The sequence below is a fragment of the Paraburkholderia sp. BR10937 genome (genome assembly GCF_040965695.1).
Classification (GTDB): domain Bacteria; phylum Pseudomonadota; class Gammaproteobacteria; order Burkholderiales; family Burkholderiaceae; genus Paraburkholderia.
The window spans coordinates 74,846-99,131 of the sequence record NZ_JBFRCL010000003.1 but is presented as its reverse complement, the minus strand read 5'-3'; the positions used below and the strand labels follow the sequence as shown (position 1 = coordinate 99,131).

Sequence of the window (24,286 nt, the reverse complement as noted above, 5' to 3'; positions counted from 1 at the left end):
CGCCTTCTCACCGCTTGCTCGTTCACGCCCCATCACCATGACGTCCCAACTGCACAAAAAAGGCGAAGCCTGGTCGGCTCGCTTCTCCGAACCCATGTCGGAGCTGGTCAAGCGCTACACGTCGTCGGTCTTCTTCGACAAGCGCCTCGCGCTCGTCGATATCGAGGGCTCGCTCGCACACGCGTCGATGCTGGCCGCGCAGAAGATCATCTCGGCCGACGACCTCGCCGCCATCCAGGGCGGCATGGCGAAGATCAAGGGCGAGATCGAGCGCGGCGAATTCGAATGGCTGCTCGACCTCGAAGACGTGCACCTGAACATCGAAGCGCGTCTGACCGCCCTGATCGGCGACGCGGGCAAGCGCCTGCACACGGGCCGCTCGCGCAACGACCAGGTCGCGACCGACATCCGCCTGTGGCTGCGCGGCGAGATCGACCGCATCGGCGGCCTGCTCGGCGACCTGCGCGGCGCGCTGCTCGACCTGGCTGAACAGCACTCGGGCACGATCATGCCGGGCTTCACGCACCTGCAAGTGGCGCAGCCGGTCACCTTCGGCCATCACCTGCTCGCCTACGTGGAAATGTTCACGCGCGACGCCGAACGCATGGTGGACTGCCGCAAGCGCGTGAACCGTCTGCCGCTCGGCGCGGCGGCGCTCGCGGGCACGAGCTATCCGATCGACCGCTTCGCCGTGGCGAAGACGCTGGGCTTCGACGGCATCTGCGCCAACTCGCTCGACGCCGTGTCCGATCGCGACTTCGCCATCGAATTCACGGCGGCGGCCGCGCTCGTGATGACGCACGTTTCGCGCTTCTCGGAAGAACTCGTGCTGTGGATGAGCCCGCGCGTGGGTTTCATCGATCTGGCCGACCGCTTCTGCACGGGCTCGTCGATCATGCCGCAGAAGAAAAACCCGGATGTGCCGGAACTCGCGCGCGGCAAGACCGGCCGTGTGAATGGCCATCTCATGGCGCTCCTCACGCTCATGAAGGGCCAGCCGCTCGCCTACAACAAGGACAACCAGGAAGACAAGGAGCCGCTGTTCGACACTGTCGATACCGTGGCGGACACGCTGCGTATCTTCGCAGAGATGGTCGCGGGCATCACGGTCAAGGAGCAGGCGATGCGCGCGGCTGCGCTGCAGGGCTTCTCCACGGCCACGGATCTGGCCGACTACCTCGTCAAGAAGGGCCTGCCGTTCCGCGACGCGCACGAAGCCGTGGCGCACGCGGTGCGTATCTGCGTGGACCGCAACTGCGATCTCGCCGACCTCACGCTCGACGAGATGCGCCGCGAACTGCCGGCCGTCTCGCACCTGCTCTCCGAAGACGTGTTCGCAGTGCTGACGCTCGAAGGCTCGGTCTCGGCGCGCAACCACCCGGGCGGCACCGCGCCCGAGCAGGTGCGTGCGGCCATCGCGGCGGCGCGCGCGGCTCTGAAGTAAGCTCAGCATGGCGGGCGGAGAACGCCCGCACTCAAAGCCTGGCCGGGCGCGCGACGGACAACGTCGCGCGCCCGGTTTGTCTTTGGGCGGCGTACAAGGTGTACCAGGCGCTTGAGGACACACATGACAGCGCGCTGTACCCGCAGCAAAATGGCGGAAGTGTGCGCCCGGCAGTCGCGCGCCATGGCCTACGATCCCGCGCCATACTGACGACTTGCTGCGTCAGGCTTCGTCTTCGCTCCCACCACCTGCCCCATGATCGTCCGCCCTCACCTCCACTGGTTCCGCATGCTGCTCGCGTGGCGCGGCTCCGTGCTGCCGCAACTTCTGCCGCGCCTTTTCATCGTGCTGGTACTGTCGATCATCGCAGTGGCCGCGCACGATCACATCCTCAAGCTCACGGTCAACCTGAGCACCGTGCCGTTCTCGCTGATCGGCATTGCGCTCGCGGTGTTTCTCGGCTTTCGCAACAGCGCGAGCTACGACCGCTACTGGGAAGGCCGCAAGCTTTGGGGGCAAATGCTCAACGAGACGCGCTCGCTGGTGCGCCAGGCGCTCACGCTCCCGCGCAGCGGCGACGAAGCCGCCACGCGCGAGCGTGCCCGCGAGCTGATGCGTCTGCTCGCTGCGCTGCCGCATGCGCTGCGCCATCAACTGCGCAACACCGACCCGCACGCCGATCTCGAATCGCGCCTGCCGCCCGCGCTGTTCGAGCGCGCGGTGGCGGCGCGCTACCGCCCGGCCACGCTCCTGCTGTGCGCCTCGGAATGGGTCCAGCGCGAAACGCGCGAAGGTCGCCTCGACGGCTACGCGGTGCTCGCGTTCGAGCACAATCTCAATGGCATTTCGGATGTGATCGGCGGGTGCGAGCGCATCGTCTCCACGCCGCTGCCGTTCGCCTATACGGTGATGATTCATCGCACCGTGTACTTCTTCTGCGCGATGCTGCCGTTCGGCCTCGTCGACAGCATCGGCGGTCTGACGCCGATCTTCGCCGTGTTCGTGGCCTACGCGTTCATGGCCCACGAGGCGATCGCCTCGCAGCTCGAAGACCCGTTCGGCACCGAAGACAACGACCTCGCGCTCAACCTGATGTCGACCGGCATCGAGGTCGCGTTGCACGACCTGATGGGCGAGCCGACTGCGCTGCCGGCGCGCGCGCCGGAGCAGTTCATCCTCGACTGAAGGCGCAGCCTCAGTGGTTGTTCACCGTTTCGGCGAGCCGCTTCAAGGTCGCGAGGCGCCCGCCTAGCAGATCGAGCCGCGCATGCTCGTCGATGAGCGGCGTGGTCGCGTCGCGATACGCGCGCCAGTCGCTCTGTGCGCGTGCGACCGTAGGCCGCGCGTGCTTCGGCATGCGCGCATAGAGCTGACGGTAGTAGCGGTTGAGGTCGTAGCTCACGTGCTCGCAGCGCGCGTCGGCGCTGCAGGCACGCACCTTCGGCGCGTCGCCGTCGTACGTCGTCGCCTGGTTGCGCAGCGCGAGCGCGCGATCGCGCACCGGCTGCAGGCGCATGTCCGCCTCATAAAGCTGGTAGGTGCTGCCGCTCGTGGTCGCGAACGCGGCGCCGAGCATGGTGTCCTCGGCGTCGCGCCAGGCCACCCACTTCTGCTGGCTCAGTTGCCAGCGCTTTTGCTGCGCGGACGGAAGCTTCGCGAGCAGCTGCGTGAGCGCGTTGTCGGCGGCCTTGCGCCATGCGGTGCGCGCGTCGTCCATGCACTGGATCTGCCCGGCCGTCGACGACCGGTCCGCGCGCGCGAGACAGGTCCGCATGGCCGTGTCGATCGGATCGGCGGCCGCGACCTCGGCGCGCGCCGCCGGCGCCACGGCAAACAGCGCCGTGGCGGCCGAAATCGCCGACAGCGCCGACACCATCGCCGCAAAGTAACGCGCTAGCCGCGCCGATGAACCACCCAACATTCCCCTCCCTTGCGCGTTCAGTCGCGCACGCAATCCACGAAATACTCGATGCGGCCGTTGATGGTCTCGCCCACGAGCCCGTGGATGTCGGTATGGAAGCCCGGGAAGCGCTCGTTGAACTCGCGCGCGAACTTCAGATAATTCACGATCGTCCTGTTGAAGCGCTCGCCCGGAATCAGCAGCGGAATACCCGGCGGATACGGCGTGAGCAGGATCGACGTGACACGGCCTTCGAGTTCGTCGACAGGCACGCGGTCGATCTCGCGGTGCGCGAGCTTCGCGAAGGCGTCCGAAGGCTTCATCGCAGGCTCCATGCTCGAGAGGTACATCTCGGTCGTCAGGCGCGCGATGTCGTTGGCACGGTAGACGCTGTGGATCTGCTGGCACAGGTCGCGCAGGCCCACGCGCTCGTACATCGGATGCTGCGCGACGAATTCGGGCAGCACGCGCCACAGCGGCTGGTTGTTGTCGTAGTCGTCCTTGAACTGCTGAAGCTCGGTCACCATCGAGTTCCAGCGGCCCTTCGTGATGCCGATCGTGAACATGATGAAGAACGAGTACAGACCCGTCTTCTCGACGATGATGCCGTGCTCGGCCAGGTACTTCGTCACGATCGCGGCCGGGATGCCGGTCTCGCCGAATTCGCCGTCCACGTCCAGACCCGGCGTGACGATGGTCGCCTTGATCGGGTCCAGCATGTTGAAGCCTTCCGCCAGCGCGCCGAAGCCGTGCCAGTGATCGTTCGGGCGCAGCATCCAGTCGTCGCGCGAGCCGATGCCTTCTTCGGCCAGCTCGTCCGGCCCCCAGACCTGGAAGAACCAGTCGTCGCCGTATTCGGCGTCCACCTTGCGCATGGCGCGGCGGAAGTCGAGCGCTTCGGCGATCGACTCTTCCACCAGTGCCGGGCCGCCCGGCGCTTCCATCATCGCGGCGGCCACGTCGCACGACGCGATGATCGCGTACTGCGGCGACGTCGACGTGTGCATCAGATACGCCTCGTTGAAGCGATGGCGGTCGAATGCGCTGTCTTCCGAGTCCTGCACGACGATCTGCGAGGCCTGCGAGATGCCGGCGAGCAGCTTGTGCGTGGAGTGCGTCGCGAACACCAGCGCCTTGGTGCGCGGACGGCCCGCGCCGATCGCGTGCATGTCCTGGTAGAACTCGTGGAATTCGGCGTGCGGCAGCCAGGCTTCGTCGAAGTGCAGCGTGTCGAGCATGTCGCCGAGCAGGTCCTTGATCATCTCGACGTTGTAGACCACGCCGTCGTACGTGCTCTGCGTGATCGTCAGAATGCGCGGCTTCACGTTCGGATTCTTCGCGAGCGCCTCGCGGGCGAACGGATTTGCCTCGATCTTCTTGCGGATGTTTTCCGGCTTGAACTCGTCGCGCGGGATCGGGCCGATGATGCCGAAGTTGTTGCGCGTGGGCGTGAGGAACACGGGAATCGCGCCCGTCATCGTGATCGCGTGCAGGATCGACTTGTGGCAGTTGCGGTCCACCAGCACGATGTCGCCGGGCGCGACCGTTGCGTGCCAGACGATCTTGTTCGACGTGGACGTGCCGTTGGTCACGAAGAACACGTGGTCCGCGCTGAAGATGCGCGCCGCGTTGCGCTCCGAGGCCGCGACCGGGCCGGTGTGATCGAGCAGCTGGCCGAGTTCCTCGACCGCGTTGCAGACGTCGGCGCGCAGCATGTTCTCGCCGAAGAACTGGTGGAACATCTGGCCGAGCGGATTCTTCAGGAACGCGACGCCGCCCGAGTGCCCCGGGCAGTGCCATGAGTACGAACCTTCGTCGGCGTACTTGACGAGTTCCTTGAAGAACGGCGGCGCGAGCGCGTCGAGATACACGCGCGCTTCACGAATCACGTGGCGCGCGACGAACTCCGGCGTGTCCTCGAACATATGGATGAAGCCGTGCAGCTCGCGCAGGATGTCGTTGGGCAGATGGCGCGAGGTGCGCGTCTCGCCGTACAGGAAGATCGGGATGTCGGCGTTGCGCGTGCGCACCGCTTCCACGAACGCGCGCAGCGCGACGATCGCAGGCGCATGCTCGGGCGCTTCGCCATCCGTGCCTTCGACGTAGGGCAGCAGCTCGTCGTCGTCGATCGAGAGAATGAAACAGGCCGCGCGGCTCGACTGCTGCGCGAACGACGTGAGGTCGCCGTAGCTCGTCAGCCCGAGGACTTCCGCGCCCTCTTTCTCGATGGCTTCGGCGAGCGCGCGGATGCCGGAACCCGAGATGTTCTCGGAGCGAAAGTCTTCGTCGATGATGACGACGGGAAAACGAAACTTCATGGGCGATTCTCCAAAAGAAACGACCGCTGCATATGACGCGCAGCGGTCCCCGTATGTCGTTGTGTCCGGTGGCAGGGTCTGGTTCGTCAGGTCTTCGGCAGGGTCACGCCGTGCTGGCCTTGATACTTGCCGCCGCGATCCGCGTACGAAACCTCGCAGATCTCGTCGCTTTCGAAGAACAGCACTTGCGCCACCCCTTCGTTCGCGTAGATTTTCGCAGGCAAAGGTGTCGTATTTGAGAATTCCAGCGTGACGTACCCTTCCCACTCGGGCTCGAACGGCGTGACGTTCACGATGATCCCGCAGCGCGCATAGGTCGACTTGCCCAGACAGACGGTCAGGACGTTGCGCGGAATGCGGAAATACTCGACCGTGCGCGCGAGCGCGAACGAATTGGGCGGGATGATGCAGACGTCGCCCTTGAAGTCCACGAACGACTTTTCGTCGAAGTTCTTCGGATCGACGATGGTCGAGTTGATGTTCGTGAAGATCTTGAATTCGTCGGCGCAGCGGATGTCGTAGCCGTAGCTCGAGGTACCGTAGCTCACGATCTTGCGGCCATCTTCCGACATACGGACCTGATCGCGCACGAACGGCTCGATCATCTTCTGCTCTTCGGCCATGCGCCGGATCCACTTGTCGGACTTGATTGCCATGTTCGCTACTTGACGAGAAATTCGGGTCGGGAAAGCATGCGGACGGGCCCACCGGGCGCGCGCCGCGTGCGAAAGGCGCCTATTTTACGCGATGTGGATCGCCATGCCTGGAACTGCGTTTCGCGCCGGCGCAAACGCCTCGCTCACTGGGCGCGGATCAGCCCGCAGGCGAGCGCCGGGCCGGTGCCGCGCTGCGGATACGCGTAAGGGTCGATGGCGTCCCGGTGCACGATCACCGCGCGTTGCAGCACGGAGCGCACGCCGTCGAGCGAGACGTCGGGTGCGACGATAAAGCCCGACGCCACACCGTTCGAATCCGCATGGATATTGCCGAGATCGCCTTCCACCCGCACGCCGGGCTTCAGGCGCTCCGCAGCGGGCGCGAACACGGCGCCGGCGCTCGAGGCGTCGGTGGCGTTGCAGTCGCCGCGCTCGTGCACCTGCAATGCGTGATCGCTGTCGGGCTGCAGGCCCGCGAGGTTGTAGCTCACCTGCACGCCGTCCGAGTGTTCGACGAACGAAACCGTCCCGCGCACCTGGCTGCCGACGGTCGGCAGCAACTGGGCGACCGCGCGCTTCTCCTGCTGCCCCATGAAGCTCGTGCAACCCGCCAGCAGCGCGCAGCCGCAGAGCGTGACGAGGGCGATCATCCTGACGACCTGCGCATTCCCCGCTTGCCTGTCGTGTCCTTTATCCATGCGATCCTCTTGCCGGGCGGCGGCAGCCCCGTTGCTGCCGCCATACCGGACCCGATGAAGCCCACATGATACCGCGCACGCGGCGCGGCGCGCGCCTATCTGTCCCCATGCGCGGGGCGCCGCGCGAGCGCCGCGGCCCGCACCGGCGCTCAGGTGTTCTGCACGACGATGGTCGGGACCTTCGAGGTCATGTCGCGGGCGCGCTCGGCGATCTGGATTGCCACGCGGCGCGCGATCGCGCGATAGGTGGCCGCCACCGGCCCCTCGGGTGCGGCCACCACGGTGGGGTGGCCCGAATCGGCCTGCTCGCGGATGGCGATATCGAGCGGCAGGCTGCCGAGCACTTCCACGCCGTACTCCTTCGCCATGCGCTCGCCGCCGCCCGCCCCGAAAATGTGCTCGGCGTGGCCGCAGTTCGAGCAGATGTGCACGGCCATGTTTTCGACGATGCCCAGAATCGGAATGCCCACCTTCTCGAACATCTTGAGGCCCTTCTTCGCGTCGAGCAGCGCGATGTCCTGCGGCGTCGTGACGATCACGGCGCCCGTCACCGGCACGCGCTGCGAGAGCGTGAGCTGGATGTCGCCGGTGCCCGGCGGCATGTCGACCACGAGATAGTCGAGCTCACGCCAGTTGGTCTGACGCAGCAGCTGCTCGAGCGCGGACGTCGCCATCGGGCCGCGCCAGACCATCGGGTTGTCCTGCTCGATCAGAAAGCCGATCGAGTTGGCCTGCACGCCGTGGCCTTCGAGCGGATTCATCGACTGGCCGTCGGGCGACTCGGGGCGGCCCTCGATGCCGAGCATCATCGGCAGCGAAGGACCGTAGATGTCCGCGTCGAGCACGCCGACCGAAGCGCCTTCGGCGGCGAGCGCGAGCGCGAGATTCACGGCGGTCGTGCTCTTGCCCACGCCGCCCTTGCCCGAGGCCACGGCGACGATGTTCTTCACGCTGGGCAGCAGCTTCACGCCGCGTTGCACCGTATGCGCGGTAATCTCGCTTCTGACCGCGACGCGGCTCGCCTTCACGCCCGGCACGGCGGCAAGCGCCGCCTCGATCTGCGCGCGCACCGCGTCGAACTGGCTCTTCGCGGGATAGCCGAGCACGATCTCGACGCCGACCGTATCGCCATCGACGGTGACGTTGCGCACGCCCTTGGCCACCGTGTAGGGATGACCCGTGTTCGGATCCGTCAAGGCCGCGAGCGCGGCGTCGACCAAAGCCCGATCTATGCTCATTGAAACTCCGTGGGGAGAATGCCGGTCTGCGTTAGCGCCGATCCGAGTGAGGACTGATCGCCTACGCGCCGGAAATCGAAAGAAATTGTTAAGCTGCATTGCGCAAAATTGCCCGGCAGGGCACGCTTCGCGGCAGCATCGATTTTGTGTGCCGACCAGGGGGTCTCAAAGCCGCGACCCAGCGGCTTCTCGCCTGGCGGCGCCAACCTCAAGGCGTCATTGTAGTAGCTGCCGCCGCGCACCGTTCGAAGACCCTGTTCGCATGCGGGGCCGCGAACGCCGCGGGCAGCGTCCGTTCCACTCAAGAAAGGAAAGCAAATGAACACAAGAATCCTGACTCGCCTGTCCGTCTTCGCCGTGGCCGGCGCGCTCGTCGCCGGCTGCGCGACGCAGCAGGGCACCAACACGGCCGTCGGCACCGGTGTCGGCGCAGGCACGGGCGCGGCGATCGGCGCCATCTTCGGCGGCGGCAAGGGCGCGGCAATCGGCGCAGGCGCTGGCGCACTGGTCGGCGGAATCACCGGCTACAACTGGCAGAACATTCACAACAAGCTCACGGGCGCCACCAAGGGCACCGGCACGAAGATCACCGAGCAGCCGGACGGCTCGCTCAAGCTCGACATCCCGAGCAATGTGACGTTCGACACCAGCAGCTACGCGATCAAGCCGTCGTTCGCGCCGGTGCTCGACCAGGTCGCGCAGACGCTCCAGCAGAACCCGGAAGTGGTTGCGCAGGTGGTCGGCCATACGGATAACACGGGCTCCCCCGCCTACAACCAGACGCTGTCGGTCAACCGCGCCCAGAGCGTCGTGAACTACCTCGCTTCGCGCGGCATTCAGATGCAGCGCATGTCGGCAGAGGGACGCGGCGATACGCAACCGATCGCTGACAACAACACCGAAGCGGGCCGCGCTGCTAACCGCCGCGTGGAAATGTACCTGCGCGCGACGTCGCAGCACCAGGGCGGCTAAGCCGGCCCGACGCAGTCGCCGGGAACGCGGTTGCCGGCGACTGCGCAGCAAAAACAGCGACGCATCGACGGGACGGCAATCATGCCGTCCCGTTTGCATTTCGAGCGACCCGAAGATGCGTCCGCAACCCTTGCTGGACGGTCATCCGACCCCCGCTTCAACGCGCTGGGAGAGAATCGAAAAATTTTTCGAACTCTCGGGAAACCGTGCTGTCTGTCTTTACGGTACGTGTGCGGCAGTGCCGCCGCGTCACCATTCTCCTCTTGTCGTTGTTGCTCCGGGGCCAATCTTGCCCCGGTTTTTTTTGGCCGCGATTTGTGCAGCGCAACACAGCCATTGCCTGCGTAGCCCGCGCGCCCTCCAGGCATTGCGCATACGAGCGTCCATCGGCTCGCCGAACGGCGCTGCGCCCGCCCTGCTAAAATCGCGCTTTCCCCCGCAATATCGGACTTCCCCTCACTTATGTCAGCACCCGCCACCGACCTCGCAGCAGCCGGCGCGCATGCCAACCCAAGCGGCCGCCGCCAGATTCTCGTTACGTCTGCTCTGCCGTACGCCAACGGCCAGATCCACATCGGCCACCTGGTCGAGTACATCCAGACGGACATCTGGGTTCGCGCGCTGCGAATGCATGGCCACGAGGTCTACTACGTCGGTGCCGACGACACGCATGGCACGCCCGTCATGCTGCGCGCGGAGAAGGAAGGCCTCACGCCGCAGCAGCTGATCGCGCGCGTGTGGCAGGAGCACAAGCGCGACTTCGACAGCTTCGGCGTGTCGTTCGACAACTACTACTCGACGGACTCCGAAGAGAACCGTGTGCTCTCCGAGTCGGTGTATCTGGCGCTCAAGGAAGCGGGTTTCATCGAGACGCGCGACATCGAGCAGGCCTACGACCCGGTCAAGAACATGTTCCTGCCGGACCGCTTCATCAAGGGCGAGTGCCCGAAGTGCGGCGCGAAGGACCAGTACGGCGACAGCTGCGAAGTGTGCGGCTCGACCTACGCGCCCACTGACCTGAAGAATCCGTACTCGGTGGTCTCGGGCGCAACGCCCATCCGCAAGACCTCGACGCACTACTTCTTCCGTCTCTCGGACCCGCGCTGCGAAGACTTCCTGCGCGGCTGGGTGAGCGGCCTCGCGCAACCGGAAGCGACCAACAAGATGCGCGAGTGGCTGGGCGAGTCGGGCGAATCGAAGCTCGCCGACTGGGACATCTCGCGCGACGCACCCTATTTCGGCTTCGAGATTCCGGGCGCGCCCGGCAAGTACTTCTATGTGTGGCTCGACGCGCCGGTCGGCTATTACGCGAGCTTCAAGAACCTGTGCGAGAAGCGCGGCCTCGATTTCGAGGCATGGGTGAAGGCCGGCTCGAAGACCGAGCAGTACCACTTCATCGGCAAGGACATCCTGTATTTCCATACGCTGTTCTGGCCGGCCATGCTGCAGTTCTCGGGCCACCGCACGCCGACCAACGTCTTCGCGCACGGCTTTTTGACCGTGGACGGCGCGAAGATGTCGAAGTCGCGCGGCACGTTCATCACGGCGGAAAGCTATGTGACCACGGGCCTGAACCCCGAGTGGCTGCGCTACTACTTCGCCGCGAAGCTCAACAGCACGATGGAAGACCTCGACCTGAACCTCGAGGACTTCCAGGCGCGCGTGAACAGCGACCTCGTCGGCAAGTACATCAACATCGCAAGCCGCGCGGCGGGCTTCCTGATCAAGCGCTTCGACGGCCGCGTGCAGGATAGCGCGATGCATCATCCGCTGCTCGAGCAACTGCGCGGCGCCATTGCGCAGATCGCTGCGCATTACGAAGCACGCGAATACAGCCGCGCACTGCGCCAGACGATGGAACTCGCCGACACCGTGAACGGTTACGTCGATACGGCCAAGCCGTGGGAGCAGGCCAAGGATCCGGCCAACTCGTTGGCGCTGCACGAGACCTGCAGCGTGAGCCTCGAAGCGTTCCGCCTGCTTTCGCTCTCGCTGAAGCCGGTGCTGCCGACGCTCGCGCAAGGCGTCGAACAGTTCCTCGCGATCGAGCCGCTGACCTGGGCCGATGCAGGCAAGGCGCTCTCGTCGCAACAGCCGATCAACGCGTACAAGCACCTGATGACGCGCGTCGATCCGAAGCAGATCGAAGCGCTGCTCGCCGCGAACCGCGATTCGCTGCAGGCGACCGATGCGCCCGCCGCCTCGGCTGCGGAGGCGAACAAGAAGTCGAAGGCCGCCAGGGAAGCGAAGAAGCCGGCCGCCGATGAAACGCCGGAGGTCATCTCCATCGACGACTTCGCGAAGATCGACCTGCGCGTGGCGCTGATCGTCGACTGCAACATCGTCGAAGGCTCGGACAAGCTGCTGCAACTCACGCTCGACGTGGGCGAGGAAAAAACGCGCAACGTGTTCTCGGGCATCCGTTCGGCGTACAAGCCGGAAGACCTCAAGGGCAAGCTCACGGTGATGGTCGCGAACCTCGCGCCGCGCAAGATGAAGTTCGGCATGTCCGAAGGGATGGTGCTCGCGGCGTCTTCGGCCGACGAGAAGGCCGAACCGGGTCTGTACATTCTCGAGCCGCATAGCGGCGCGAAGCCGGGCATGCGGGTCAAGTAAAACCCGCTCGCCGATGTCATACGAAACGCCCCTTGCGAGGGGCGTTTTTTTGCGCCTGGCTTTTCGAGGCGCTAGCGGCGAAGCCGGTCGAAACGCCGCGTATAGAGAATATCGGCGCCGTTGAAGGTGCCGCCGTAGACCACCAGCGACCAGTAGCGCGAGAGGTTGATCGTGGCCTTGACCGCGTTCGACGCCGACTGCAGGCCCTGCTCATAGCCGATCACGAGACGCTGGTTGATGGCCTTCGCGATCATGACGACCTCGGTGTCGGTCAGGCCCACCTCGCTGCGCCCGATCGAAAACTCGTCGAGGCCGATGCTCTGCGCAATACGCTTGCCTTGCGCGCTGCCGAGCAGGGCGAGCGCCGTCGTCATCGCGCTCTGCTGGCCCAGGTTGTTGCCCTGGTCGGTGCCGTGCCCGAACAGCAGCCAGGAGAGCTTTTCGTTATCGGGCACGTTGGGCTCGGAAACGAGCCGCACCGCCGGCGCCTGCACGGTGCCGGTAACCTGCACGCCCGCCTCGACCTGCTGGTTGCGCCGCATCGCGAGAATGTTGATGCCCGGATTGCCCACCGGCCCGTTGAATGTGAAGAAGCCGTTCTCGATATTGAGCTTGGTGCCGAACGCCGTGTAGGTGGAGCCCTCGGTCACGCGTACGTTGCCGACCGCGCGCAGCGGGACATCCGGCGCGCTGTTGACCGTAATCGTGCCCGCCAGACCCAGATCCGCGCCCTGCCCGCGGAAGCGGAAGTCGTGGCCGAGATCGATGTCGACGTTCGCGCGCGGGGCAAAGCGCGGCGCGGGCTTGGTCGACGCCGTCTCTTCGATGGGCGGCCTGCCGCCGACCGTGGTGCCGTCGGGGCGCACGATCACGACGTCGTCGCCGAGCGACGGCGCGGGCAACTCCGGCATGTCGAAGAGCGCGCGATCGACGGTGAACTTGCCGTCGATCTGCATGCCGCCCAGATGCCCGCCGTTGGCGATGCTCGCGCTGCCGGAGAGCGACAGCTTGCGGTCGGGCGAAGCGAAAAGCTCGAGCTTGTCCGCGACGATGCTCGCGGTGAGATCGGGCTCCGCGTTGTCGAGCCGCACCTGGCCCTTCGCGCGCAGCGTGCCGCTCGTCGCGCCGTGGAACTCCACCTGCTGGAAGTCGACGAGGTTCTGCGAGAGCGCGATGCGGATCACGCCGTCCTTCAGCTCCACGCCCTGGTCGACCATGGTGGCCGAGATGCCGTCGCCGACGAGCGACCCCGTGAGGTTCGGCTTCGCGACCGTACCGCCGAGCGCGAGTTGCAGCGCGAGATGGCCGTCGAGCAGGTAAGTCGGGCCGAGCATGCCGCCCGTGTTCCTGAGCGAAGGCACGTTCGCCTTGATGGTGCCGCCGATCGGCGCCTCGTCCGCGACGGTGAGAATGCCGTCGCGCGGCATGAGCGTCGTGTAGGCATCGATGTCGAGCATGCCCACGCGGCTCGCCAGCGCATGCGCCGTGAGCGTGAGCCGGTTGCCGCCGCTGAAGGCCGCGCGCACGTTGAGGTCGCCCACGCCGAGCGAGGCAAAGCCGCGGCCGACCTCGGTCGTGATGTCGCCCGAGCGGCGCTTGATCTGCACATAGCCGGTGGCCGTCGGGCCGACGGAGAAGTCCCAGTCGCCGTCGAAGATCAGGTCGGTCCTGAGCGTGGACGGCACGCCCGTGAACTGCTGGCGGATCTGCATGATGCGCGCGAGCGAGACGTTGGTGAGCGTGCCCGCCGAGCGGATGCGGCCATGGTCGAGATCGAACGATTTCAGCTCGAGCGAGGCGCCTTCCCCCGTGATGCGCGTCGCGCCGAGCGTGACCTTGCCGGGGCCCGCGCTCACCGTCAGCGGCGACTGCAGTTTCAGGCCGGGCACGCCGCGGTTCTCGAGTTGCGTCACCGTGCCGTTCCAGCGCGTGCCTTCGCGCGTGTCCTGGAGGCCGCCGTTGGCCGCCGCCACGAAGTCGATCGGCTGGCCCTGGACCTTGCCCTTCGCGCTCGCCGTGAGCGTGTGCTTCGCGCGCGTGCCGTCGAGGCGCGCGGTGAGCGTCGTGATATCGACGCCCGCCGCAGCAATGTCGCTCGCGTCGGTGCTGAAGGCGAGCGCGCCGTTCGCGCCGTCGCGCGCGAGCGCCCGACCCTCGGCATGGCCGACGCGGTTATCGCCGAACACCACGTGGTCGGCCTTGTAGTCGAGCGAGACATCGGGATGCGCGAAGGTACCGGTGACATCGCCGTTCGCCGCGAGCTGGCCAGCGATGCCAAAGCCGAGCCGGTCGAGCTGCGGCGCATCCACGCGAAAGCGCAGGCGGTCGCCACGCGCGCCGAAGCTGCCTTGCAGATCCACGGTATTGCCCGCGACCGAGAGGTTCGCGCGGCTCGGCAGAATACGCGAGCCCGCCAGCTGGATGAGGCCCTGGCCCGTGAGCGGCAGGTCGTCGTAGACGCTCGGGCCGAGCTTGAACTCGGCCCGCGTCGTGAAGGTGGGCGCGAGCGTGCCGCTCGCGTTGAGCGTGCCGTTCACGCGCGCCTCGATGCGCCGGGCTGCGGGACGCGTGGCCGGCCGCGGCTTCGCCTGGGGCTCGGCCGCCCCGCGCGGGCTGCTCTCTTTCGCGTTCTCGACGCGCTTTTGCTCGGCGGCCTGCTCGCCCGATTGCGCGGGGTTGAGCGACGGGTTCAGCGCCGGATTGAGCGCGAGATTGCGTTGCGGGTTGAGCGCGTCGGCGGCGGGCTGGGCCGCGGGCCGCGGCCGGGCGGGCGGCGCGGGCGGCTTCGCAGCCGTGCGCGCCGGTGTTTGCGACGTGAGCGACAGCGGATCGAAATTGGTCAGCACCGCCTTGAGTTGATAGGTGGAGCTGGCGTCGTGCTTGAGCGCGCCCGACAGGTCGATGCGCCCTGCCCCCGAAGTCAGCCGCACGTCGTTGAGCGACAGGCGCGCGGGGTCCTGCGTGATCTTGCCCTGCACGCGCAGCGCCGCCTTCGGGTCGGCGAGATCGAGCGTGACGCTCTGGACGTCGCCATTCAGCCGCACGCCGACTGGCCCCGCGAATTGCGTCGCGCGCACGCTCGACTGGATCGCGTTGAGGTCGAGCCCGGCCACCTTCAGGTCGAAACGGCCGTCGCGCCCGCTGATCGTGCCGCCGCCGGTGACCGTCGCGTTCTTCACGAGACGCACGGCGAGCTTCGGGATGCGCTGCGTCTTCGCATCGAGCACCACGTCGGCGTGGGCGTCGATGAGCGGCAGCAGCTTTTCGTCGACGGCGCCCGGCTTCGCGTTCACGATCGAGACCGCGCCCGCCACCGTGAAGCCCGCCGCGTTGCTGCGCGCGCGCGCCGCGTCGGCCGCGGCCGAGGCTGCAGCCGCGGCATCGGGCTTCGCGCCGCCCGCCGGCGCCGATGCGAGCGCCGGCGCCGAAGCCGGCGTCACGTCCGACACCGCCGCCGCGCCCGAAGCCACCGCCGCGAGCGCCGCCGGCACGCCTGCCGCGCCGCCCGGCACCGGCTGCAGCTGCGCACGCACGGCGAGGTCGGCGAACGGCGCGCCCGGTGCGAACGCCTGCGGATTGACATGATCGAACGCGAGCGTGACGCGCTGCAGCGGCACGGAAGCGAACGGCGTGGCCTCCACGTGCGCGCGGCCCGTGAGCTTCATGCCGCTTGCCTCGACATCGGCCGTGAGCGCCTCGAGCGAGCCGGCGAGGTTTGCGCTGACCTGCACGTCTTCGCCGTTCACCTTGCCGGAGTAGCCCAGGTCGCCCGTGAGCGGGAACGGCCGCACGCCGTCGAGCAACGCCCGCGCGCTCACCGCGCCAAACGGCGTGTCGAGACGCTCGATGGCGGCCTCGTGATGGCGGCCGTCGCTGCGGCCGTGGAACTGGAAGTGCGAGAACTCGTTGGTCGAGGTGCCTTCGTGCACCGTGAGCTTGTCCACCTGCAGGTCGCGGATCTCGAGCCCGAGCGGCAGCTGCAGGTTTTCCGGCAGCTTCATGGGCGAAGAAGGCTCGTGCGAAGGCACGATGCGCATCTCGATGTCGCCGGCGTGCAGATAGTCCACCACGAAGCGCCACGGTTTCTGGCCGAAGCCCTGCAGCTCCCATTGGCCGCCGATGCGGTCGACCTTGAGCGTGTTGCCGTCGGTGCCGCGCCAGCTCAGGTTGGAAAAGCGCACGCCGCTCGCGAGCGTGCCGCCTTCGAACCGGCCCGCGAGCTTGCCGTCGAGCAGCCTGACTGCCGCGCGCCACGCGTAGGCCGTGCCGCGCTCGGTGGTCAGCACGCCATAGAGCAAGCCGGCGACGAGTCCGACGAGCAGCACCGGCACGACGATCGCCCAGGCAAGCGCCTTCCAGAGCCGCGGCCCGTGGCGCCGCGGCGGCGCACCGTCGCCGCCGTCGCCGCCATGGCCGCCGGGTTCACCGCGCGCTTCATCGTCCGGGCTGCGGCCAGGCTCCCCCGGCGGCACCGCGAACGTAGCCGGCAGCCATGTCACCGCAGCGAAACGGCGCGCGCTCATGCCGCCCCCTCGCCGTGCGGCGCAGGAAGCGTTGAAAAGCGGAGCAGCGAGCGCGTCATCATCAGAAGGCGATCCCGAGTGTCAGATAAGGCCGCACGCTGTGAGTGCGAAAACCATAGGCGAGATCGAGGTTGACCGGCCCGACGGGACTGCGCCAGCGCGCGCCGATACCCGCGCCCGGATCGAACTCCTTTTCGCCCCAGGTATCGGTGGCGGTGCCGACGTCGAAGAACGCCGCGCCGCCCCAGTCGTGGCTGAACCAGTGCTGGTACTCCACTGAGCCGGTGACGAGATACTTGGTCGGCAGGATCGAGCCCGACTGGTCGTTACCGATGCTCTGGAACGAGTAGCCGCGCACCGAGTTCGAACCGCCCGCACGAAACAGAAGCGACGCGGGGATGCCGTTCGACGGGCCGCTCGTGAACACGCCGCCCAGCTCCGCGCGGAACACCATGATGTCGCTGTGGCCGATCGGCAGGTATTGCTGGCCGCGCATGTAGGCGCGCAGGAAGCTCTGCTCGGCGCCCACGTTCTTGAGCGCGAGGCCCGCCTCCATGCGGATGATGTTGCCCGAGCGCGGAAAGAGCGGGTCGTCGACATTGCGGCGCGTCCAGCCCCAGGTCGGCACGAGCGCATAGGCCCGCGAGGACGGCCCGACGTTCTGCGTGAGACGGTCGTCGTAGAACATCAGCGCGTACGCGTAGTCGATGTTTTGCGAGGTGCGCGTGCGCTGCACCCCGACACGCGCGCTATAGATGTTCGTATCCGAGACGTCGGTCGTCGTGTAGGAAGCGACGAGGCTGTTGGTCCAGGCGCGCGGACCAGGCGGCATCGAAAGCTGGACCTGACCGAACTTCTGGATCTGGTCGAGCCGCCCCTGCACCTGGAACGGCCACGCAGCCCCGAACGTGTTCAGGTAGGTGTAGGAGCCCTGGACGTGCGCGCCGGTGTCGGTCGAATAACCCACGCCGCCGCGGAAGTTGTTGTACGGGAACTCGCTCACCTTCACGTGCACGGGCGTCTCGAGCGGCTTTTGCGTGTTCGCGTCGACGTCGATCGCCACGCTCGCGTAGTACGGCGTGTTCTGCACCTGGCGCTGCAGTTCGGCCACGCGCTTCAGGTCGTAGATTTCGCCCGGCGAAAGCGGATTCACGTTGTCGATGATGTAGCCCGGATAGCGCCGCGGGCCGGACACATCGAGCTTGCCCAGCGTGAAGGTCGGCCCGCTGTCGAACGTTACGGAAAGTTGCGCGTCATGCCTGAGCGGATCGACGCGCGCCTCCGAAAACGTGATCTTGGCGCCGAGGTAGCGGCGCGCCTGCAGCGCCTTGAGCGAGGCGTTCTTGGCGTCGTCCCAGCCCGACTGCGTAAAGGCGTCGCCTTCGTGCAACGAGAATGCGAAGCGCGCGGTGTTCTCCTGCGCCGGGTCTTCCGTGAGGACCGGGCCGCGAAACACGAGCTTCACCGACGAAATCGTCGTGCGCGGCCCCGCGTCGACGCTCACCCGCACGTGCCGCCGGCCGTCGATCGTGCGCACGTCGGTGCGTACGACCGGCGTGAAATAGCCCGCCGTCGAGGCGAGGTCGCGCACCTGCTGCGGCGTCGCGGTCACGAGGAACTCGAACTGGTCCTCGTTCACGTCCGAGCGCGTGGCAAAGCGCGCAATGTCGAGGTGCGTCTCGAGCAGCTTGCGCAGGTCGCGCGGGGAGGCCTGGATTTCGACGTCGTAGTAGGTGCGCGGGCGCATCCACGGCAGGAGGGTGGTCAGGATGTCGGCCCGGGCGGGCGGCGCCACGGCGGAGCACACGGTGAGGCACACGATCAGGCACGCGGCGAGCCGTGGCCGCGCCGCCCGCGAGGGGCGCCGCCGTGCGCACAATGCTTCGATCACCCATCCCGCCAAACGCCACCTCCGGCCGTCGTAGAACTGGTTGCCACCGGTTGCGCCGCTCGCGCGCAGGGCACGGGAAGCGGCAACGGGCGCAAACGCGTTATTTCACCACATCGGCGCGTCAAAACCCCAGGAGGAGGTGCAAAGCGTGCCACAACGGCGGGCGCGGCCGGGCCGACGGCGCGCGCGGGGCGGCCTCGGGGATGGCCAATGCAATCCGCCCGGGCGGATGTTCCGCGGCGTTCGCTTGCGGTAAAATTGCCGCCGACAGAATTAGCGGCGCGGCGCAATCAGGCGCCCCGCCTTACTGGACGGACGTCAGCCATGTATCAGTCGGACATCACGCAGTTCATCAACCAGCTCAAGCAGCAAAAGCCGCAGCTCGAAGAACAGCAACGCAAGGGCCGCGCGCTCCTGTGGGACAAGCAGCCGATCGACCTCGACGAGCGCGAGCGCCAGCAGGCTTCGCGCGTGAAGCAGACGTCTTACGTCTACTACCAGAACTTCTGATGGCCGAGGCCGACGGGGCCGGCGCGCCGCCAGCAGGCGAGCACGCGGCCAGTCACGCGGGCCACGCTGCCGGGCAAACGCCCGGTGAGGCGCTGACCACGCCCGCGACCGACTCGACGCCCGACACGGTCGACGGCGTCGCGTTCGCACGCCTTTACGGCGAGCCGCTCTTCAAGCTCCCGCAGGACCTCTACATCCCGCCGGATGCGCTCGAAGTCTTCCTCGAGACCTTCGAAGGCCCGCTCGACCTGCTGCTGTACCTGATCCGCAAGCAGAACTTCAACGTCCTCGACATCCCGATGGCGGAGGTCACGACCCAGTACCTCGGCTACGTCGAGCAACTGCGCAAGACCAACCTCGAACTCGCGGCCGAATATCTGCTGATGGCGGCCATGCTCATCGAGATCAAGTCGCGCATGCTGCTGCCGGTCAAGAAGGCCGATACCGGCGAGGAAGCCGAGGACCCGCGCGCCGAACTCGTGCGGCGCCTGCTCGAATACGAGCAGATGAAGCTCGCCGCCCAGCGCCTGGACCAGCTGCCGCAGCTCGGCCGCGACTTCCTGCGCGCCGAGGTCTATATCGAGCAGAGCATCACGCCGCGCTTTCCCGACGTGGACAGCAACGACCTGCGCGCCGCGTGGGCCGACGTCATCAAGCGCGCGAAGCTCGTCCAGCATCACAAGATCTCGCGCGAGGAGCTCTCGGTGCGCGAGCACATGAGCATCATCCTGCGCCGGCTCCAGGGCGAGCGCTTCATGGAGTTCTCCGAGCTGTTCGACACTACGCGCGGCGTGCCCGTCGTGGTCGTGAACTTCATCGCCATGCTGGAGCTGTCGCGCGAATCGCTCATCGAGATCACCCAGCCCGAGCCGTTCGCGCCGATCTACGTGCGGCTCGCGTACCTGCCTGCCTGATCCTCGGCCCCGCCTTGCCCGGGTCCGCGCGCGGCGAGCCAATAAATAGGACCACATCGCGCAGGCGCCTGCGCCGGGCCGCACAGCGGAACGCCAGGACAACCCCCTACCCGAGGCGGGTGCGCCGCATTCACAAATCCACTACAATCGCCCGCGCCTGCCCGGTCTCGTCCCATATACGGGACACGGCGCCACTCGCGCGAACCGGGCGCGCGACGTCCGCTCGCCGCCCTTCGTCCGGGCCTCTGGCTTGCGGCCGTGCAACCCCAGTCTTGCCCCGCGCGAGGCATAAAGCATCCGATCATGAAAGTCATTAGCTCGATTCAGGAATTGCGCGACCAGTTGCGCGGCCAAAACCGCACCGCGTTCGTGCCGACGATGGGCAACCTGCACGAAGGCCATCTCTCGCTGATGCGCCTCGCGCGCCAGCACGGCGACCCGGTCGTGGCGAGTATTTTCGTCAACCGGCTGCAGTTCGGTCCGAACGAGGACTTCGACAAGTATCCGCGCACGCTTCAGGACGACATCGAGAAGCTGCAGAAGGAAAACGTCTACGTGCTGTTCGCGCCCACCGAGCGCGACATGTACCCGCAGCCGCAGGAGTACCGCGTGCGCCCGCCGCACGATCTGGGTGACATTCTGGAAGGCGAATTCCGCCCCGGCTTCTTCGAGGGCGTGTGCACGGTCGTCATGAAGCTGATGTCGTGCGTGCAGCCGCGCGTGGCCGTGTTCGGCAAGAAGGACTACCAGCAGCTCATGATCGTGCGCGCGATGTGCAACCAGTTCGCGTTGCCGACCGAAGTGATCGCCGCCGAAACGGTGCGCGACACCGACGGCCTCGCGCTCAGCTCGCGCAATCGCTACCTCACGGAAACCGAGCGCGCCGAGGCGCCGCAACTGGCGGGCGTGCTGCGCGCGATCCGCGAGTCGGTGCTGTCGGGCCGCCGCGACTTCCAGCGGCTCGAACTCGACGCCATGGCGACGCTCGCCGCGCGCGGCTGGAAGCCCGACTACATCGCGATCCGCAAGCGCGCGAACCTGCTGCCGCCCGCGCCGGGCGTGGCCGGCGACGCCGAGTCGCCGCTCGTCGTGCTGGCCGCCGCGAAGCTCGGCGCGACGCGCCTGATCGACAACCTCGAGATCTGAGGGCCGCGGGCGGCCGCGCCGTCCCGCTTTCAACCAATCCCCCCAGATTCCGCTTACCCGCGGCGGGCCGCGCGCCCGCTCGCCTGAGGAGACCCTCCATGCAACGCCATATGCTCAAGTCGAAGATCCACCGCGTCGCGGTCACGCACTGCGAGCTGCACTACGAAGGCTCGTGCGCCATCGACGAAAACCTGCTCGAAGCGGCGAACATCGTCGAAAACGAGCGCATCGACATCTGGAACATCAACAATGGCGAGCGCTTCACGACCTACGCGATCAAGGGCGAGCGCGGCAGCGGCATGATCTCGCTGAACGGTTCGGCCGCGCGCCGCGCGCAACTGGGCGACCTCGTGATCATCGCGGCGTTCGCGAACGTGGAAGAGGAAGAGCTCAAGGCCGGCTGGAAGCCTGACCTCGTATTCGTAGACGAGAACAACCGCATCAAGGGCAGCCGCGACCACGTGCCCACGCAAGCCTGGAGCTGACACGCGGGTCTGGCCGGCGCGGCTCATCGGGCCCGCGCCGCCGTACCTGCGCGCTTATTTGCCGTCGACCCAGCCGATAATCGACTGCCACTGGTCGAGGTCCTTCTCGACCCGGCTCTTCGCGACGTCCCACAGCGTGAGGCCGTGCGCGGCGAGCTGCACGTAGTTCTGCGTGTCACGCAGATAGCCCAGCACCGGCAGCTCGAGGCCCTCGACGAAGCGCTGCAGCTGCTCGGCCGAGCGCGTGCGCGCATCCACCCGCATGCCCACCACGCCCACCTGGATCGCCCCCTTGCGCACGGACTTTTCCTTGGCGAGGCGGTTCAGGAAGTCCTGGGTGGCGAGAATGTCGAACATCGAGGGCTGCAGCGGCACGATCACCTTGTCAGCCAGCTCGATGATCGCCTGGAGCCGGTTGCCGTGCAGGCCGGCGGGCGTGTCGATGACTGCGTGCTCGAGTCCCTTGGGCGGCTTCGCCGGGTTGTCCAGATCGACCTGCCAGCTTTCGATGGCCGGCAGCGTCGCGGGCCGCAGATCGAGCCAGGCGTGCGAGGACTGCTGCCGGTCGAGGTCCGCGAGCGCGACCCACTCGCCTTGTGCGGCGAAATAGCCGGCCAGATTGGTGGACAGCGTGCTCTTTCCCACGCCGCCCTTGGGATTCGCCACCACGATTACCGTCATGAATGCTCCCGTCAGGATGGCTGGCGCAAGGCCAGCCGGATTGCCGTGATTTTTGCGTGATGCGTTGTTCGATACCTGGCGAGGCGCCTTGCAGACCAGCCGGCGCCCCGAATCAACCGTCCGATATTATCGGCAAATTGCGCGCCGCCGAAGCCCCCCACGAGCGCGCACCCGCAATGTTCATATCAAATCAAGGAGACTGAGCGACCATGAGCACGCTACGCCACGACATCACGATCGAATCCCTGCTCGAGCGGCAGCGCGGTCGCCTGCCCGATTTGCTGGGCTTTCGGCCGCTGGTCCTCGAGCAAGGCCTCCTGCGCGCCGAACTCGACGTGCGCAGCGACCTGCTCGCCCCCAATGGCTTCCTGCACGCCGCCACGGTAATCGGCCTCGCCGACACGGCCTGCGGCTACGCCTGCCTCGCGCACTTGCCGCCCAACGCGAAGAACTTCACGACCATCGAGATCAAGAGCAATCATCTCGGCACCGCGCGCGAAGGCACGATCTCGGCCGTGGCCAGGGGCGTGCACCTCGGGCGCAGCACCCAGGTCTGGGACGCCACCGTGAGCGGCCCGGACGGCAAGACCATCGCGCTGTTCCGCTGTACGCAGATGGTGCTTTACTGAGCCGGCCAGCCGCGCTTTTAGCTGCACTTTTAGCCGATGACGCCGAACACCTTCTCCAGATCGAGGCTCGCCGCGAGCGTGTCCGCGAGCCGCTCCAGCGACGCCTCGCGCAACGCCGGGTAGTCCACCGCGCGCGCCTGCGCGAGCCCGGCCCAGCGCAAGAGTGCGGCGCAGGCCTGCGGCGTGTCGAAGAGGCCGTGCACGTAGGTCGCGAATATCTGGCCGTCCGCCGAGCGCGCACCATCCGGGCGCGTCGCCCCCTCGTCTCCCTCAGCGAGCCACAGCGCGGGCGACTCAAGCGCGCGCCCACGCGTCTCGCCCATGTGAATTTCGTAGCCCGCCACGCGCGCCGGGTCCGCATCAGCGTCCCCTTGCGCGCCCTCCAGCGCGAGCGCGCCCGTCACGTTCCTCAAGGTCTTTTCGCGCGTGAGCACGGTCTCGTAGTCGAGCCAGCCGAAGCCCTCGACCGCGCCCGGCTCGCCCTCCACGCCATGCGGATCGGCAATCGCGCGGCCGAGCATCTGCATGCCGCCGCAAATGCCGAGCACGCACCCGCCATAGCGCAGATGCCGCGCGAGCGCGGTCTGCCAGCCCTGGGCGCGCAGCCACGCGAGGTCGTCACGCACGTTCTTCGAGCCCGGCAGGATCACGAGATCGGCGGCAGGCGGCGCTTCGCCCGTGCGCACATAGGTGAAATCGACCTGCGGATGGGCGCGCAGCGCGTCGAAGTCGGTGTGGTTGCTGATGTGCGGCAGCGCCGGCACGACCACGCGCAGCGTCTCGCCGCCGGCCTGGGCGCCGCTGTGGGCGGCGCCCGGCAGCATGTCCTCGGCGTCGAGCGTGAGGCCGTGCAGATACGGCACGACGCCCAGCACCGGCTTGCCGGTCTGCTGCTCGAGCCAGGCGAGGCCGGGTTCCAGCAGCGTGCGGTCGCCGCGAAAGCGGTTGATGACGAAACCTTTGACGCGCGCGCGCTCGCTCTCCGAAAGACAGGCCAGCGTGCCGATCAGATGCGCGAACACGCCGCCCCGGTCGATGTCGGCCACGAGCACGACCGGGCAATCGACTGCCTCGGCGAAACCCATGTTGGCGATGTCGTTGGCGCGCAGATTCACTTCGGCGGGGCTGCCCGCACCTTCGACGAACACCGTGTCGTAGCGCGCGCGCAGACGCGCATAGGACGCCAGCACGGCCTCGCGCGCGAGCGGCTTGTAGTCCTGGTACGCGCGCGCGCCCAGGTTCATGCGCGCCTTGCCGTGGATGATGACCTGCGAGCCGAGGTCGCTATTGGGTTTGAGCAGCACCGGATTGAGATCGGTGTGCGCCTCGATGCCGGCGGCGACCGCCTGCAGCGCCTGGGCGCGGCCGATCTCGCCGCCGTCCACGGTCACGGCGCTGTTGAGCGCCATGTTCTGCGGTTTGAACGGCGCGACGCGCGCACGCGCGCGGCGCGCGAGGCGGCACAGGCCGGCGACGAGCGTGCTCTTGCCGGCGTCGGAGGTCGTGCCCTGGATCATCAGCGTGCCGGCGGGTACGCGGGGCACGGCGGGTAGCGTGGCGGTCATGAAGCGCTTGGGTGGGCCGAAGAGTCACGGAAAGGCGAACGCGCATTATCCCATCGCCCCGCCGCCCGATGCAGAACCACGGCGCGGCATTGGCCGATGG

General features: G+C 67.2%; 18 protein-coding genes. 9 read left to right on the top strand and 9 right to left on the bottom strand.

Going from position 1 to position 24,286, the window contains the following annotated elements:
- Positions 1–37: 37 nt before the first annotated feature.
- Together argH and AB4Y44_RS03905 are read left to right on the top strand one after the other, a co-directional pair.
- Positions 38–1,444 (top strand): argininosuccinate lyase, encoded by a 1,407-nt coding sequence (gene argH, locus AB4Y44_RS03910; protein ID WP_342920930.1) that lies wholly within the window; start codon positions 38–40, stop codon positions 1,442–1,444.
- A 255-nt stretch (positions 1,445–1,699) separates the two neighbouring features.
- Complete coding sequence (locus tag AB4Y44_RS03905) at positions 1,700–2,629, top strand: bestrophin family protein (protein WP_368698762.1); 930 nt, start codon at positions 1,700–1,702, stop codon at positions 2,627–2,629.
- A gap of 10 nt (positions 2,630–2,639) precedes the next feature.
- Here AB4Y44_RS03905 and AB4Y44_RS03900 read toward each other — a convergent pair whose 3' ends face one another.
- The 5 genes from AB4Y44_RS03900 to apbC form a co-directional block, all read right to left on the bottom strand.
- Positions 2,640–3,320 (bottom strand): lysozyme inhibitor LprI family protein, encoded by a 681-nt coding sequence (locus AB4Y44_RS03900; protein ID WP_342921077.1) that lies wholly within the window; start codon positions 3,318–3,320, stop codon positions 2,640–2,642.
- Between the two features lie 62 nt (positions 3,321–3,382).
- The gene (locus AB4Y44_RS03895) at positions 3,383–5,662 is read right to left on the bottom strand and encodes an Orn/Lys/Arg decarboxylase N-terminal domain-containing protein (protein WP_368698761.1); all 2,280 of its coding nucleotides are present in this window, start codon (positions 5,660–5,662) and stop codon (positions 3,383–3,385) included.
- A gap of 86 nt (positions 5,663–5,748) precedes the next feature.
- A complete protein-coding gene (gene dcd, locus AB4Y44_RS03890) occupies positions 5,749–6,318 on the bottom strand; it encodes a dCTP deaminase (RefSeq protein ID WP_028207739.1) in 570 nt (189 codons plus the stop codon).
- Between the two features lie 143 nt (positions 6,319–6,461).
- Positions 6,462–7,016 (bottom strand): superoxide dismutase family protein, encoded by a 555-nt coding sequence (locus AB4Y44_RS03885; protein ID WP_342920927.1) that lies wholly within the window; start codon positions 7,014–7,016, stop codon positions 6,462–6,464.
- Between the two features lie 149 nt (positions 7,017–7,165).
- Positions 7,166–8,254, bottom strand: a complete 1,089-nt coding sequence (gene apbC / locus AB4Y44_RS03880) for an iron-sulfur cluster carrier protein ApbC (RefSeq protein WP_368698760.1) — start codon at positions 8,252–8,254, stop codon at positions 7,166–7,168.
- Positions 8,255–8,572: 318 nt separating this feature from the next.
- Here apbC and AB4Y44_RS03875 point away from each other — a divergent pair, with 318 nt between their 5' ends.
- Together AB4Y44_RS03875 and metG are read left to right on the top strand one after the other, a co-directional pair.
- The gene (locus AB4Y44_RS03875) at positions 8,573–9,226 is read left to right on the top strand and encodes an OmpA family protein (protein WP_342920925.1); all 654 of its coding nucleotides are present in this window, start codon (positions 8,573–8,575) and stop codon (positions 9,224–9,226) included.
- Positions 9,227–9,688: 462 nt separating this feature from the next.
- Positions 9,689–11,842, top strand: a complete 2,154-nt coding sequence (gene metG / locus AB4Y44_RS03870; RefSeq protein ID WP_368698759.1) for a methionine--tRNA ligase — start codon at positions 9,689–9,691, stop codon at positions 11,840–11,842.
- Between the two features lie 71 nt (positions 11,843–11,913).
- Here the strand turns inward: metG and AB4Y44_RS03865 are convergent, their stop codons facing one another.
- Together AB4Y44_RS03865 and AB4Y44_RS03860 are read right to left on the bottom strand one after the other, a co-directional pair.
- Positions 11,914–16,365, bottom strand: coding sequence for a translocation/assembly module TamB domain-containing protein (locus tag AB4Y44_RS03865; RefSeq protein WP_368698758.1), 4,452 nt, complete (start codon positions 16,363–16,365; stop codon positions 11,914–11,916).
- 61 nt (positions 16,366–16,426) lie between these two features.
- A complete protein-coding gene (locus tag AB4Y44_RS03860; RefSeq protein WP_342921076.1) occupies positions 16,427–18,112 on the bottom strand; it encodes an autotransporter assembly complex family protein in 1,686 nt (561 codons plus the stop codon).
- A gap of 468 nt (positions 18,113–18,580) precedes the next feature.
- Here AB4Y44_RS03860 and AB4Y44_RS03855 point away from each other — a divergent pair, with 468 nt between their 5' ends.
- From AB4Y44_RS03855 to panD, 4 genes are all read left to right on the top strand, one after another.
- Positions 18,581–18,766: a DUF3460 family protein gene (locus tag AB4Y44_RS03855; protein ID WP_069265440.1), complete on the top strand. Its 186-nt coding sequence runs from the start codon at positions 18,581–18,583 to the stop codon at positions 18,764–18,766.
- Entirely contained in the window at positions 18,766–19,680 is a 915-nt protein-coding gene (locus tag AB4Y44_RS03850; RefSeq protein WP_256094748.1) for a ScpA family protein, read from the top strand. The genes AB4Y44_RS03855 and AB4Y44_RS03850 overlap by 1 nt, the downstream gene beginning before the upstream one ends.
- Before the next feature lie 303 nt (positions 19,681–19,983).
- The gene (gene panC, locus AB4Y44_RS03845; RefSeq protein WP_342920922.1) at positions 19,984–20,826 is read left to right on the top strand and encodes a pantoate--beta-alanine ligase; all 843 of its coding nucleotides are present in this window, start codon (positions 19,984–19,986) and stop codon (positions 20,824–20,826) included.
- A 98-nt stretch (positions 20,827–20,924) separates the two neighbouring features.
- Positions 20,925–21,311, top strand: a complete 387-nt coding sequence (gene panD, locus AB4Y44_RS03840; protein ID WP_069265442.1) for an aspartate 1-decarboxylase — start codon at positions 20,925–20,927, stop codon at positions 21,309–21,311.
- A gap of 54 nt (positions 21,312–21,365) precedes the next feature.
- On the opposite strand, the gene AB4Y44_RS03835 is transcribed toward panD, so the two are convergent.
- Positions 21,366–21,992 (bottom strand): ParA family protein, encoded by a 627-nt coding sequence (locus tag AB4Y44_RS03835; RefSeq protein WP_069265443.1) that lies wholly within the window; start codon positions 21,990–21,992, stop codon positions 21,366–21,368.
- 209 nt (positions 21,993–22,201) lie between these two features.
- Between AB4Y44_RS03835 and AB4Y44_RS03830 the strand changes: the two genes are divergently transcribed.
- On the top strand, positions 22,202–22,621 hold the full coding sequence (locus tag AB4Y44_RS03830) for a PaaI family thioesterase (protein ID WP_342920921.1): 420 nt from the start codon (positions 22,202–22,204) through the stop codon (positions 22,619–22,621).
- 29 nt (positions 22,622–22,650) lie between these two features.
- On the opposite strand, the gene AB4Y44_RS03825 is transcribed toward AB4Y44_RS03830, so the two are convergent.
- On the bottom strand, positions 22,651–24,186 hold the full coding sequence (locus tag AB4Y44_RS03825) for a cobyric acid synthase (RefSeq protein ID WP_368698757.1): 1,536 nt from the start codon (positions 24,184–24,186) through the stop codon (positions 22,651–22,653).
- Positions 24,187–24,286: the final 100 nt, after the last annotated feature.

Bases quoted from the DNA above. Each gene is read 5' to 3' on its own strand.
- AB4Y44_RS03850 (WP_256094748.1), top strand. From the start codon at position 18,766: ATGGCCGAGGCCGACGGGGCCGGCGCGCCGCCAGCAGGCGAGCACGCG.
- AB4Y44_RS03885 (WP_342920927.1), bottom strand. From the start codon at position 7,016: ATGGATAAAGGACACGACAGGCAAGCGGGGAATGCGCAGGTCGTCAGG.
- apbC (WP_368698760.1), bottom strand. From the start codon at position 8,254: ATGAGCATAGATCGGGCTTTGGTCGACGCCGCGCTCGCGGCCTTGACG.
- AB4Y44_RS03875 (WP_342920925.1), top strand. From the start codon at position 8,573: ATGAACACAAGAATCCTGACTCGCCTGTCCGTCTTCGCCGTGGCCGGC.
- AB4Y44_RS03830 (WP_342920921.1), top strand. From the start codon at position 22,202: ATGAGCACGCTACGCCACGACATCACGATCGAATCCCTGCTCGAGCGG.
- panC (WP_342920922.1), top strand. From the start codon at position 19,984: ATGAAAGTCATTAGCTCGATTCAGGAATTGCGCGACCAGTTGCGCGGC.
- panD (WP_069265442.1), top strand. From the start codon at position 20,925: ATGCAACGCCATATGCTCAAGTCGAAGATCCACCGCGTCGCGGTCACG.
- AB4Y44_RS03825 (WP_368698757.1), bottom strand. From the start codon at position 24,186: ATGACCGCCACGCTACCCGCCGTGCCCCGCGTACCCGCCGGCACGCTG.
- AB4Y44_RS03895 (WP_368698761.1), bottom strand. From the start codon at position 5,662: ATGAAGTTTCGTTTTCCCGTCGTCATCATCGACGAAGACTTTCGCTCC.
- AB4Y44_RS03905 (WP_368698762.1), top strand. From the start codon at position 1,700: ATGATCGTCCGCCCTCACCTCCACTGGTTCCGCATGCTGCTCGCGTGG.
- argH (WP_342920930.1), top strand. From the start codon at position 38: ATGACGTCCCAACTGCACAAAAAAGGCGAAGCCTGGTCGGCTCGCTTC.
- AB4Y44_RS03860 (WP_342921076.1), bottom strand. From the start codon at position 18,112: ATGCGCCCGCGCACCTACTACGACGTCGAAATCCAGGCCTCCCCGCGC.
- dcd (WP_028207739.1), bottom strand. From the start codon at position 6,318: ATGGCAATCAAGTCCGACAAGTGGATCCGGCGCATGGCCGAAGAGCAG.
- AB4Y44_RS03900 (WP_342921077.1), bottom strand. From the start codon at position 3,320: ATGGTGTCGGCGCTGTCGGCGATTTCGGCCGCCACGGCGCTGTTTGCC.
- metG (WP_368698759.1), top strand. From the start codon at position 9,689: ATGTCAGCACCCGCCACCGACCTCGCAGCAGCCGGCGCGCATGCCAAC.
- AB4Y44_RS03835 (WP_069265443.1), bottom strand. From the start codon at position 21,992: ATGACGGTAATCGTGGTGGCGAATCCCAAGGGCGGCGTGGGAAAGAGC.
- AB4Y44_RS03855 (WP_069265440.1), top strand. From the start codon at position 18,581: ATGTATCAGTCGGACATCACGCAGTTCATCAACCAGCTCAAGCAGCAA.
- AB4Y44_RS03865 (WP_368698758.1), bottom strand. From the start codon at position 16,365: ATGAGCGCGCGCCGTTTCGCTGCGGTGACATGGCTGCCGGCTACGTTC.